The following is a 12,106-nucleotide window of genomic DNA, read 5'->3' as shown; positions in this document are numbered from 1 at the left end:
CTTTTGTCGACGCATGCGGTTTCCTATCATCGGCTTACCGTTCAAGGATACACCCGCATAGGATACAATCGACCTCACTTATCTGACAGATGTCATCTCACATTCACTTTGCGCCCCTTTTGGGCGAATACGCCAAGGCATTAATAAACCGATGGACGCACACTATAGCCCTCGTGATATCGAACGCGACGCCCAGCAGTACTGGGACAAACATCAGTGCTTCAAAGCCGTAGAGGACGCGAACCGCGAGAAGTACTACTGCCTCTCCATGTTCCCCTACCCCAGCGGCAAGCTGCATATGGGACATGTGCGTAATTATACTATCGGCGACGTGGTGTCGCGTTACCAGCGCATGCAGGGCAAAAATGTCATGCAGCCCATGGGCTGGGATGCCTTCGGTATGCCCGCAGAAAACGCGGCGATACAGAACCAGGTGCCGCCCGCCAAGTGGACCTACCAAAACATCGACTACATGCGCAATCAGTTGAAGGCACTGGGCTTTGCCTACGACTGGAGCCGCGAATTCGCCACCTGCGATACCAGCTACTACCGCTGGGAACAGTGGTTCTTCACCAAGCTGGTCGAAAAAGGCTTGGTGTATAAGAAGATGTCGACGGTCAACTGGGACCCGGTGGATCAAACCGTTCTCGCCAATGAACAGGTCATTGATGGCCGCGGTTGGCGTTCTGGTGCATTGGTTGAGCGCAAAGAGATCCCGCTGTGGTTCTTGAAAATTACCGATTACGCCGATGAACTGCTGGCCGACCTGGATAAGGTTGAGTGGCCTGAGCAGGTCAAAACCATGCAGCGCAACTGGATTGGTAAATCCCGTGGCGTTGAGCTCACTTTTGATATCAAGGCTAAAGACGGCAGCACCTGCGATCCACTGGCAGTGTACACCACGCGCCCGGATACGCTGTTAGGCGTGACCTATGTCGCAGTTGCCGCTGGTCACCCGCTGGCCAAGCAGGCGGCTGAGCAAAACGCTGAGCTGGCAGCCTTCTGCGATGAGTGCGCCAAAGGCGGCACCTCAGAAGCCGAAATGGCTACCAAAGAGAAAAAAGGCATGCTCACCGGCCATAGGGCGGTTCACCCGCTGACGGGCGATGAAGTGCCCGTTTACGTGGCTAATTTCGTGCTGATGGAATTTGGCACCGGCGCGGTGATGGCAGTGCCCGGCCACGACCAGCGTGACTGGGAGTTTGCCACCAAGTACGGGATTGCGATCAAACCGGTCATCGCCGATGAAAGCGGCCAACCCGCCGACGTTTCTGAAGCGGCCTACGCCGAATACGGCACGGTGGTAAATTCAGGTGAGTTTGATGGGCTGGGCTTTGAACAGGCCTTTGATGCCATTGCTGTCAAACTGGCTGAACTTGGCCGTGGCGAAGTCAAAACCAACTACCGCCTACGCGATTGGGGCGTTGCCCGTCAACGCTACTGGGGCGCGCCGATTCCGGTCAAATACGGTCCAGAAGGTCAAACCGTACCGCTAACCGATGACGAACTGCCGGTGTCCCTGCCGATGGAAGTCACCGTCGATGCCTCTGGCTCGCCGCTGAAGAAGATGCCCGCGTTCTCTGACCTGGGCGATGGCTGGACCCGCGAAACCGACACCTTCGACACCTTCATGGAGTCGTCCTGGTACTACGCGCGCTTCTGCTGTGCCGATAACACGGAAGCCATGCTGGACGAGCGCGCCAACTATTGGCTGCCGGTGGATCTTTACATCGGCGGTATCGAGCACGCCATTCTTCACCTGCTGTATGCCCGCTTCTTCCACAAGCTGATGCGCGATTTCGGCTTGGTCGATTCCGATGAGCCGTTCCAGCAGTTGCTGACTCAAGGCATGGTCATCGCCGAAACCTTCTACCGCCCTACCGAAAACGGCGGCAAGCAGTGGTTTAACCCTGCCGATGTGGAAGTGAAGCGCGACGAGAAAGGTCGCCCGCTCAGCGCTATTTTGATGAGCGACGGCGAGCCGGTGGAGATGGGTGGCATCGAGAAGATGTCCAAGTCAAAAAACAATGGCGTTGATCCGCAGTCGATGATCGACAAGTTCGGCGCCGATACCGTGCGCCTGTTTATGATGTTTGCCGCACCGCCCGAGCAGTCGTTGGAGTGGTCGGATTCCGGCGTTGAAGGTGCCCACCGCTTCTTGAAGCGCCTTTGGCGTCAGGTTAATGAGCACTTGGCGGCTGGTACGCCTGGGCCGCTCAACATTGACGCGCTCAATGATGACCAGAAGGCACTGCGGCGTAAAACTCATGAGACCATCAAGAAGGCCAGCGACGACATTGGCCGCCGCACCACCTTCAATACGGCGATCGCAGCTGTCATGGAGCTTTCCAACGCGATCGGCAAGTTCGACGACACCTCTGAACTTGGTCTAGCGGTTAGCCGTGAAGCGTTGGAAGCCGGTGTATTGCTGCTCTCGCCGATTACCCCGCACATGTGCCATAGCCTGTGGGAAGCCCTTGGCCATACAGGCCCGGCCATTGAAGCAACATGGCCTACCCTGGATGAAACAGCGCTTACCCGCGATAGCATTGAGCTGGTGGTGCAAGTTAACGGCAAATTGCGTGCGCGCCTTGATGTGCCCGCAAGCGCCGATAAGGCATCTATCGAAAAACTCGCCATGGAACACGAAAACGTGCAGCGCTATCTTGAAGGTAACACCGTGCGTAAAGTGATCGTGGTGCCCGGTAAACTGGTCAACATCGTGGTGAGCGGATGAATCGACGCACATTTTTAACCGCCAGCATCGCCGCTTCAGCGGCGGTGCTGCTCAGCGCTTGCGGGTTTCGGCTGCGTGGCACCGATTCACTGCCGACGCTGCCTCCCCTTTCCTTAGAGGGCGACACCAACAGCGCCGTTGCACAACAGGTCGCTGCGCGACTTCAACAGCTAGGCACTCAGGTAACGGCTGATGCCCCATGGCGGGTCACCCTGGGTACGCCTGCTTTAATTGAGCGGCGATTGGGAGGTGATGGCCGCGCAAGTCGTGAACATGAGCTGACGCTAAGCACTTCGCTTTCAGTACAAGAGCGGGCATCCAATGCCTATCACATCAATAACGCAACTCTGACGACGAGCACGCGTATTCGCGTTAGTGATGATGATCTACTCAACCGTGAAACGCTGATGATGGAAGCCGAGCAAACGCTTGCTCGACAATTGTCTCAGCAAATCATCGAACGCCTTGCTTACATTGAGGGCATGCAGTGAAGGTATTTGCTGATCAGCTTCCCGCTGCGTTAGCAAAAAAGCTTCCCCGCGTAGTGATTGTGGCGGGGGATGAGCCCTTACAGCATCGCGATGCCTGCGATGCGGTAAGGAAAGCGGCTCGCCAAGCAGGCGTTGAAGAGCGTGAAGTACTCGATGTAGAGCCCAACTTTGCTTGGGGTCGGTTGATGGAGATGTCCAGCAACCTATCGTTGTTTGCGACCAGCAAGCTGTTGGAATTGCGTTTGGGCAATCACAAGCTAGGGCAGGAAGGCAGTAAAGCACTGGCGCAGTACGGCGAAACACTGGATAACAGTGATGATATCTTGCTTATCAGTATGGGCAAATTAGATGCCAAGCAGCAGAAAAGTGCCTGGTTCAAAACGCTGGATAAGCAAGGGTTATTCGTACCGGTCTGGCCAGTCGATGTTTCGCGGTTGGGTTACTGGCTGCGGGATCGCGCGTCACTTCACGGCATACAAATTGACCTGGATGCAGCTCGCCTGCTGGGTGAGCGAACCGAGGGCAACCTGCTGGCCGCCGACCAGGAGCTGCAGAAACTAGCGCTGATTCACCCCCAGGGCACGCGCTTGAACGTCGAGAGCATTGCCCAAGGCGTTGAAGACAGCACACGCTTTGATGTTTTCAATTTGGCCGATGCCTGCCTAAAAGGCGAACCTAGCCGCGCATCGCGTATCGTCAATGGATTGCGCAGTGAAGGTGTCGAGGCTCCCATTGTGCTTTGGGCACTAACCCGGGAGCTGCGCACTCTCCTCTCGCTGCATCAGCATCTGGATCAAGGGCAAAGCTTTGAACATGCCTGCAAAAGCCAAAAACCAATGATTTTTGATAAGCGACGCCCAGCCTACCAAAAAGCGATTGGCCGCTTGCCAATGAAGCGTCTGCATAAATTGCTGTTAATGGCCCAGCGGCTCGATTTAGCCGTTAAAGGCGCGGCAACAGTACCGCTGTGGCCAGGCCTACATGATTTGGCAATGACCATGGCCGGTGGTCGTGGGCTGCTTTCTGAATCCGCCTGGACCTATCGCATTAGTGCAAATAATTAGTACTTTGCATATTAAGCTTAAAAATCAAACCATTTGTTTCTATACTCATAGTGCGTGTAAATAGTGGTCAAGCTAAAAAATGCTTGTCCTTCCCCGACTAGTCTATAAGGAAGAAGACGATGAAAACATTGCGTGCATACCTCTCCACCCTGCTAATTGCGGCGCTCGTTATTACCAGTTTGCCTGTTGCAGCTGCTCCCACTGCGCCTCAAACTATTGATTTAGTCTCTACCCAATCTGTTTTGTCAGCTGATCGTGCTGGCGCTGACCGTGAGCGCATTAATGAGGTCCTGGCCCGTGCCGACGTGCAGGATCAACTGCTAAAACAGGGTGTTGACCTGGACGAAGTAGATGCCCGCGTTGCTGCCTTAAGCGATTCTGAAGCAAAGCAAATGGCTGACCAGCTCGAGATGATGCCTGCCGGTGCCGGTGGTGGCGTTATCGGTGCCCTCTTCGCCGTCTTTATCATTCTGTTGATTACCGATATTCTCGGCCTGACCGACGTTTATCCGTTTACGCGTTGATAGGCAGCTCATGACCACTAAGTCTTTGAATAGTGTGTTTTTGAATAGCACGTTTTCTAACGCCCGCTTCGCGGGCGTTTTTATTATGCTACTACTGCTGAGCGGCTGCGCACGAAACCCGGTACTGCTACAAAGTACCTATCAAACGCTGCCTCCCCATGCAGAAATCACTAGCGTACCGTTTTACGCCCAAACGGAGTTTCAGTGCGGCCCTGCCACACTGGCGATGGTACTCAACCATCAGGATGTCGAAACAGACGTTGAGCAACTGATTCCCCAGGTGTTCTTACCTGAGCGCGACGGCAGTGTACAGCCAGAAATGCTGGCGACGGTGCGACGCTATGATCAACTCGCTTATCCCATTCGAGGCACCATGGATGCGCTGTTAGGCCATTTGGCAGCAGGCGATCCGGTAGCGGTGATGCAAAATTTATCGCTCCCTATCTACCCAATGTGGCACTACGCGGTGGCCATTGGCTACGACCTGCCCAGTGAAACGCTGATTCTCCGCAGTGGGGAAATTGAACGCCATACGATGTCGTTTAGCCGTTTCGACGCCACCTGGGCGCGCACTGAACGCTGGGGATTTGTCGTTGCCGAGCCCGGCACGCTACCTGCGGGTATCACCGCCCGTAATGCCCTTGAAGCCATCAGTGCCTACGAAGAAACGAACGGCCCTCGTGCTGCATTATCAAGCTGGCAATCATTTAGCGAGCACCACCCTACCAATGCTATCGGACAATTTGCGCTAGGCAACGCGCTGTACGCTGACCAACAACCGGAGGAAGCTCGAAAAGCCTTTGAACGAGCAGCAGAGCTTGATGCAAGCATGGGCGCTGCCTGGCTAAATCTAGGCCTTTTACTGCTTCAACAAGAAGAACCCGTCGCCGCTCGAAAAGCGTTAGAGCAGGCCGCCTCGCTGGCGGGTAGCTGGCAGGAAAAAGCCCGCTTAGCCATAGAAAGCATGAATACCCAGTAAATATCAAAGACCTATAAAATTTACTAATAATAACGAGCACAAGTATGATCCTGCAATTAGTAAAGTTGTTGGATAGCGTACATTGCGAGTGAGTGCTTAAGTTACATAAGGATAAGTCTTCAAGTTGTTCATTGGACTACCTAGCCATTGAAGGGAGAGGTGCCATGCAGAACTGTCCTTTGCAACGTAAGTGCTCTTTTAACAAGCATTGTTTTATCAAGAGCTCTGTTAATAAGCACTCTTTTAATAAGTGCTTTTTTAATAAGTGCTCTGTCAATAATCGCGCATATGTGCCATACGAGCTGGCTCTTTTGCGGCATTTTGCAAAGAGAGACATCGTCACTAACAGCTCGTTGATTGCGTCATGACGATTCTTCATCATTTGCGCCAGCCTCGCGGATGTTTGGCATTCCTTTTCGCCGTCATTTTCTGCACCTTGTCGGCAGTCATGGGCAGCTACGTATACAGCGCTTGTCAAAAAGCCAGTGCCAACTACACCAAACTGGTTAGTGATATTATGCTGGCCCAGCAAGCGGCACCACAATTACGTGAAGCGCTGGAAGAAGGAAGTAGCCGTCAGCCTAACAACAAACATATTGAATACATTGATCACTTTATTGCAACTTCCAAGCAGCATTTAAATAACATACAGACCAATATTGAGCGTGATCGCTTTCTCACTTCTAACGTTAACTACCTTATTAATCATTTTAGCGAGCTTGATAACCGTCTTTCTGACCTGAACCAGCAGGCCCGTGAAGTCCATCAGCATCCAGAGCTTATTGAACCGTTGCAGCGTGGAGCAATGAAAGTTGGCGGTTCCTTGGCATGGCTTTATGACAAACTATTGGAAGAAGTCTACACAATGTCTTCGCAACAAAGCTTGGTGATGCAGCGGCTCTCAATCGCTATCAATGTGCTACTGGTAGTCATAATCGGCGCGGCGATCACGCTTAGCATGGCAGTTATCCGCCTGCACCGTCAGCGCAACGTAATGCATCAGTTAATGCTCACCGATGAATTAACTGGGCTGTATAACCGGCGCCATTTGGTCAATGTAGCCTTCGCAGTGCTGACTCAAGCGCAGCGTGATAAAACGCCGCTTAGCCTGCTGTTGTTAGACCTGGATCACTTCAAGCAAATAAACGACACCTATGGGCATCCTACCGGCGATGAGGTGCTGCGTCAGGTAAGCAAAAAACTGCGTCAACTAAGTCGCCCATCCGATACATTAGCGAGAATTGGTGGCGAAGAATTTTGTTTGTTAATGCCCAACACATCCACCCCTGACGCGCTGCAGGTGGCGGATAGGCTACGCCGAGAGATTGAAGTTAGCGAGTTGGGTGGCCTAAATTTACATGCCAACCCGACCATTAGCATTGGCGTAACGACGGGTTATGGCGGCTCGCTTACGTTTGAGCAGCTATATTCATTTGCCGATAAAGCGCTCTACCAAGCCAAGTCGCTGGGTCGCAACCGTGTTGAAAGCTTGTTACCACCCATCGCCAAGGCTTCAGAAAACGCTGAAAAAGCAAAAAACTATATCCATTCTCTCATCAGCTAAAAGCGTATTACTTAACTAGAAAGCAATGAAAGCTGAGGTTAAAAAACACGATTCAAGCCATTTTGAGCGGCCACCCGATACGCTTCTGCCATGGTGGGATAATTGAAAGTAGTGTTAACGAAATACTTTAGCGTATTGGCATCACCCTTCTGTTGCATGATCGCTTGACCGATATGCAGAATCTCAGAAGCCTGATCACCAAAACAGTGAATCCCGAGTATTTCCAGAGTGTCCTGGTGGAAAAGTATTTTAAGCATCCCCACGGTATCACCGGTAATCTGCGCACGTGCAGTATCTTTGAAGAAAGCTTTGCCAACTTCGTAGGGCACTTTTGCTTCGGTCAACTCACGCTCGTTGGGGCCAAACGAGCTGATCTCAGGGATGGTATAAATTCCGGTGGGTACATCGCTAACAAAGCGATACTCTTTATCGAGCAGCTCGTTGCATGAATTAAGGCCTTGATCGTAGGCGGCACTCGCCAGACTTGGCCAACCGATCACGTCGCCTGCTGCATAAATATGGGGAACCTCGGTGCGGTAGTGCTCATCAACACTGAGCTGGCCCCGGCCATTGGCCTTCAAGCCAATGTTTTCGAGCCCTAGACTATCGGTATTGCCTGTCCGCCCATTGGCCCACAAAAATGCATCAGCGCGAATTTTCTTGCCTGACTTTAGGCGTACTACGACACCTGCTTCATCGCCCTCAACACTCTCATACTCTTCATTATGGCGAACCAATACACCGTGCTTACGAAGGTGATAGGAGAGCGCATCGCTGATTTCATCGTCCAGGAATGACAGTAGGCTGTCACGGTTATTGATTAAATCAACCTTGACGCCTAACCCAGAAAAGATTGACGCGTACTCACAGCCGATCACCCCTGCCCCGAAAATCACTAGGGTGCGTGGCGTATGCGAAAGGCTCAGAATGGTGTCGGAGCAGTAAATACGCGGATGCCGGAAGTTAATGTCCGCCGGGCGATAAGGGCGTGAACCGGTACCAATGACGATTTTTTTGGCCACCAGCTCTTCCATGCCTTCTTGGCGGTCATGAACTATCAGCGTATGTTCATCTTTAAAGCGGGCAACGCCGTGGAAGAGATCAATCCGGTTACGCGCATAAAATGTCGTGCGCATCTCTACCTGCTTGTCGATGGTGCCACGTGAACGTTCCATCACTTTCGGAAAGGAGAACCAGCGCGGCTCACCGATATCGCGAAACATACGGTTAGTATTGAACGCCATGATCTGTTTGACTTGATGACGCAATGCTTTGGAGGGAATGGTGCCCCAGTGAGTACAGTTACCGCCTACTTGAGCCTGCTTTTCAATAATCGCTACGCGTTTGCCATGCTTGGCAGCGTTAATGGCCGCGCTTTCACCCGCAGGCCCTGTACCGATTACCACGACATCGTAATTGTGAACCGCCATACTCTCTGCGTCTCCTTCCTATTCGGGTTAACCCATTCTCGTCAAAAGATCGCCGACAAACGATCTAAGGCTGATAGTCCCAGGCAAACAGTCCCAGGCAAACGGCCCAAGGCAGACAGTCCAAGACAAACAGACACTTGTGGCATAAACGTTAAGAAGGCGCAGTTCATATGAACATGCGCCTTTTCGTTATCTATGTGCCTTATTAACGGCGGGTGGCGTCATAGCCTAAGTCAGCGCCGCGACTTTCGTCACTACGACGCCGCTCACTGCCACGCTTGCGGTTCTCTTCTTCGCACACTTCGTCTTTACCGCCACAAATATCACAGCCGTCTTTCATGCCTATTTGATTCAAACCACCGCATGAACCTGCAATAGGTTTACGCCCCATGATGACACCCACCGCCATGACACCCATAATCAGTGCCATAAAGCCGAATACCAGTAACCAAATCGCCATATTAACCTCCCAGCATGTCACTGCTTAACTTTCTATTATTTACCTAATCGGCCATCACCTCTATCTACAACACTCAGGCCGATTAGTGCCTCACAATCTTTGTTTGTTAAGCCTATTGTACCTCAGTGGGCTGTTGTTATCAGCGCGGCGCACTTCTCATTAAAATACCTATCAGTAACACAAACGGGGCTGACCAAAAGGCCAGCCCCGCTCATTGTTACCGCAGTAATCTTTCTTCATAACCATTGCGATTATGACGATTGATTAGCCACCGAAATCATCCAATAGGATATTTTCTGGCTCAACGCCCATATCAAGCAACAGCTTAATGACCGAGGCGTTCATCATCGGCGGACCACACATGTAGTACTCGCAATCTTCAGGTGCCGGATGGTCCTTCAGATAGTTTTCGTACAGAACGTTATGGATAAAGCCTGTCGGCCCTTCCCAGTTATCTTCCGGCTGTGGATCAGAAAGCGCCAAGTGCCACTCGAAGTTCGGGAACTCTTCGGCTAACTGATCATACTCTTCGTTATAGAAGGTCTCACGCCAAGAGCGCGCACCGTACCAGAAGGTAATCTTGCGCTTAGACTTCAAGCGCTTCAACTGATCAAAGATATGACTACGCATTGGCGCCATACCCGCACCACCACCGATAAAGATCATTTCGGCGTCAGTATCGCGAGCAAAGAACTCACCAAACGGCCCCATCACGGTCACCTTGTCACCTTCTTTAAGATTGAAGACGTAGGTAGACATCAGGCCGGGCGGATGGTTAGTGCCAGGAGGCGGCGTCGCAATACGAATGTTGAACTTGAGGATACCCTTCTCATCCGGGTAGTTCGCCATGGAGTATGCGCGAATCACTTCCTCATTGTTCTTATGGGAAATTTTGAACATATCAAATTTTTCCCAATCACCACGGTACTCTTCTTCAATATCGAAGTCAGAGAACTTGATGTCGTACGGCGGTGCCACAAGCTGTACGTAACCACCGGCGCGGAAGGCAACTTCTTCGCCCTCGGGTAGTTTCAAGTTCAGCTCTTTGATAAAGGTGGCAACGTTGGGGTTGGCAATAACTTCACATTCCCACTTTTTCACCCCAAACACTTCTTCAGGCACTTCAACTTTCATGTCCTGCTTTACAGGTACCTGACAAGACAGGCGCCAGCCCTCTTTCTTCTCACGCATGGTGAAATGCGACTCTTCAGTCGGCAGAATAGAGCCACCGCCCTCTTCTACACGGCACTTACACTGGGCACAAGAACCACCGCCACCACAGGCGGAAGAGAGAAAAATACCGTTAGCAGCAAGCGTATTAAGCAGTTTGCCACCGGCCTGGGTTTTCAAAGTGTGCTCGGGGTCGCCGTTGACCTCAATGGTCACGTCCCCGCTACTCACAAGCTTGCTGCGCGCTGCCAGAATGATCGCCGTTAAGCTAATAACGATGACCGTGAACATGACAACACCGAGCAAGATGACTGTTGTATCAACCATGTCGGTTTCCTATTGCTGAAGGTTTCTATTACCCAGCGGTGTTTGACACCGCTGGGAAAAACCGGCTCCGATTAAAGCTGAATGCCCGAGAAGGACATAAAGCCCAACGACATTAGCCCCACGGTGATGAAAGTAATGCCCAGCCCTTGAAGGCCACTCGGCACATCGCTGTACTTCAGCCTTTCACGGATACCCGCCAGGGCGGCAATGGCCAACGCCCAGCCGGTGCCTGCACCAAAGCCATAGACCACAGCCTCACCAAAGTTATAGCTACGCTCTACCATGAACAGTACGCCACCCAGGATGGCGCAGTTAACGGTAATCAGCGGCAGGAATACCCCTAGCGCGTTGTAGAGCGACGGCACGTACTTATCAAGGAACATCTCCATGATTTGTACTAACGCAGCAATAACACCGATGTAGGAGAGCAGCCCAAGGAAAGACAAATCAATGTTTTCAGCACCACTGATGCCAGTCCACGTTAGCGCACCTTCTTGTAGCAAGTAGGTGAATACTAAATTATTGACCGGCACCGTTACGGTTAATACAACGATTACCGCGATACCCAGGCCAATCGCTGAGGAGACTTTTTTGGACACTGCCAAGAAAGTACACATCCCCAAAAAGAAGGCCAGCGCCATGTTTTCAACAAACACCGAAGCAACAAAAAGACTCAGATAATGTTCCATGTTACACGGCCTCCTTGGGCTTGGTGTTTTCCTTCATTTTGAACTCATTATCTTCTACCTGTTCCGGGTTAACGGCACGCATTACCCAAATTAGTAGACCAATAATAAAGAACGCTGAAGGCGGCAATAACAGCAAGCCATTGGGAACGTACCAACCACCATTTTGAACGGTCTGGAGGATAGTGATACCAAAAATGCTGCCTGAACCGAGTAGCTCACGGAAGAAGCCAACCACCATAAGCACGAAACCATACCCAAGGCCGTTGCCAACACCGTCTAAAAATGACATGCCCGGCGTGTTGGACATCGCAAAACCTTCTGCACGTCCCATGACGATACAGTTAGTAATGATCAAACCAACGAATACGGAAAGCTGCTTAGACATCTCATAGGCATACGCTTTCAAAATCTGATCTACCACGATTACCAGCGAGGCAATAATGGTCATCTGCACGATGATACGAATCGAGGAAGGAATATGATTCCTAATCAACGATACGAACAGGTTTGAAAACGACGTTACAAAAATAACCGCCAATGCCATCACCAGCGACACACTCATGCTGGTCGTTACCGCTAGTGCCGAGCAAATCCCAAGGATCTGCAACGCAATAGGGTTATTATGGAAAATCGGCGCTGTTAAAACACCTTTTGCATTTACGTCCGCCATG

At 51.6% G+C, this 12,106-nt stretch carries 11 protein-coding genes; 6 read left to right on the top strand and 5 right to left on the bottom strand.

Annotated elements, in window-relative coordinates; genetic code table 11:
• The first annotated feature begins 151 nt into the window (after positions 1-151).
• The 6 genes from leuS (at position 152) to HUO07_RS11425 (ending at position 7,359) form a co-directional block, all read left to right on the top strand.
• Complete coding sequence (leuS, locus tag HUO07_RS11450; RefSeq protein WP_176303684.1) at positions 152-2,737, top strand: leucine--tRNA ligase; 2,586 nt, start codon at positions 152-154, stop codon at positions 2,735-2,737.
• Positions 2,734-3,228 (top strand): LPS-assembly lipoprotein LptE, encoded by a 495-nt coding sequence (locus tag HUO07_RS11445; RefSeq protein ID WP_176303683.1) that lies wholly within the window; start codon positions 2,734-2,736, stop codon positions 3,226-3,228. Before leuS ends, HUO07_RS11445 begins: the two co-directional genes overlap by 4 nt.
• Positions 3,225-4,292, top strand: coding sequence for a DNA polymerase III subunit delta (gene holA, locus HUO07_RS11440; protein ID WP_176303682.1), 1,068 nt, complete (start codon positions 3,225-3,227; stop codon positions 4,290-4,292). The genes HUO07_RS11445 and holA overlap by 4 nt, the downstream gene beginning before the upstream one ends.
• Positions 4,293-4,411: 119 nt before the next feature.
• Entirely contained in the window at positions 4,412-4,816 is a 405-nt protein-coding gene (locus HUO07_RS11435) for a PA2779 family protein (RefSeq protein WP_176303681.1), read from the top strand.
• Positions 4,817-4,826: 10 nt separating this feature from the next.
• Positions 4,827-5,795, top strand: a complete 969-nt coding sequence (locus HUO07_RS11430) for a PA2778 family cysteine peptidase (RefSeq protein WP_176303680.1) — start codon at positions 4,827-4,829, stop codon at positions 5,793-5,795.
• Between the two features lie 364 nt (positions 5,796-6,159).
• Positions 6,160-7,359, top strand: a complete 1,200-nt coding sequence (locus HUO07_RS11425; RefSeq protein ID WP_176303679.1) for a GGDEF domain-containing protein — start codon at positions 6,160-6,162, stop codon at positions 7,357-7,359.
• Between the two features lie 38 nt (positions 7,360-7,397).
• Here the strand turns inward: HUO07_RS11425 and sthA are convergent, their stop codons facing one another.
• From sthA to HUO07_RS11400, 5 genes are all read right to left on the bottom strand, one after another.
• Complete coding sequence (gene sthA / locus HUO07_RS11420) at positions 7,398-8,789, bottom strand: Si-specific NAD(P)(+) transhydrogenase (RefSeq protein WP_176303678.1); 1,392 nt, start codon at positions 8,787-8,789, stop codon at positions 7,398-7,400.
• A gap of 205 nt (positions 8,790-8,994) precedes the next feature.
• Positions 8,995-9,249, bottom strand: a complete 255-nt coding sequence (gene nqrM, locus HUO07_RS11415; RefSeq protein ID WP_008956588.1) for a (Na+)-NQR maturation NqrM — start codon at positions 9,247-9,249, stop codon at positions 8,995-8,997.
• A 264-nt stretch (positions 9,250-9,513) separates the two neighbouring features.
• Positions 9,514-10,746, bottom strand: a complete 1,233-nt coding sequence (gene nqrF, locus HUO07_RS11410) for an NADH:ubiquinone reductase (Na(+)-transporting) subunit F (protein WP_176303677.1) — start codon at positions 10,744-10,746, stop codon at positions 9,514-9,516.
• Positions 10,747-10,817: 71 nt separating this feature from the next.
• Entirely contained in the window at positions 10,818-11,435 is a 618-nt protein-coding gene (gene nqrE / locus HUO07_RS11405; protein WP_008956590.1) for an NADH:ubiquinone reductase (Na(+)-transporting) subunit E, read from the bottom strand.
• 1 nt (position 11,436) lies between these two features.
• Positions 11,437-12,105, bottom strand: coding sequence for an NADH:ubiquinone reductase (Na(+)-transporting) subunit D (locus HUO07_RS11400; RefSeq protein ID WP_008956591.1), 669 nt, complete (start codon positions 12,103-12,105; stop codon positions 11,437-11,439).
• Position 12,106: the final 1 nt, after the last annotated feature.

This window comes from Vreelandella maris, assembly GCF_013371085.1.
Lineage (GTDB): Bacteria > Pseudomonadota > Gammaproteobacteria > Pseudomonadales > Halomonadaceae > Vreelandella > Vreelandella maris.
The sequence above is the reverse complement of the archived record's forward strand: the minus strand, read 5'-3'. Positions and strand labels throughout refer to the sequence as shown.

What these genes read in the sequence shown, in the direction of transcription:
- leuS (WP_176303684.1), top strand. Translation starts at nt 152, where the DNA reads ATGGACGCACACTATAGCCCTCGTGATATCGAACGCGACGCCCAGCAG.
- HUO07_RS11445 (WP_176303683.1), top strand. Translation starts at nt 2,734, where the DNA reads ATGAATCGACGCACATTTTTAACCGCCAGCATCGCCGCTTCAGCGGCG.
- HUO07_RS11435 (WP_176303681.1), top strand. Translation starts at nt 4,412, where the DNA reads ATGAAAACATTGCGTGCATACCTCTCCACCCTGCTAATTGCGGCGCTC.
- HUO07_RS11430 (WP_176303680.1), top strand. Translation starts at nt 4,827, where the DNA reads ATGACCACTAAGTCTTTGAATAGTGTGTTTTTGAATAGCACGTTTTCT.
- HUO07_RS11425 (WP_176303679.1), top strand. Translation starts at nt 6,160, where the DNA reads ATGACGATTCTTCATCATTTGCGCCAGCCTCGCGGATGTTTGGCATTC.
- sthA (WP_176303678.1), bottom strand. Translation starts at nt 8,789, where the DNA reads ATGGCGGTTCACAATTACGATGTCGTGGTAATCGGTACAGGGCCTGCG.
- nqrM (WP_008956588.1), bottom strand. Translation starts at nt 9,249, where the DNA reads ATGGCGATTTGGTTACTGGTATTCGGCTTTATGGCACTGATTATGGGT.
- nqrF (WP_176303677.1), bottom strand. Translation starts at nt 10,746, where the DNA reads ATGGTTGATACAACAGTCATCTTGCTCGGTGTTGTCATGTTCACGGTC.
- nqrE (WP_008956590.1), bottom strand. Translation starts at nt 11,435, where the DNA reads ATGGAACATTATCTGAGTCTTTTTGTTGCTTCGGTGTTTGTTGAAAAC.
- HUO07_RS11400 (WP_008956591.1), bottom strand. Translation starts at nt 12,105, where the DNA reads ATGGCGGACGTAAATGCAAAAGGTGTTTTAACAGCGCCGATTTTCCAT.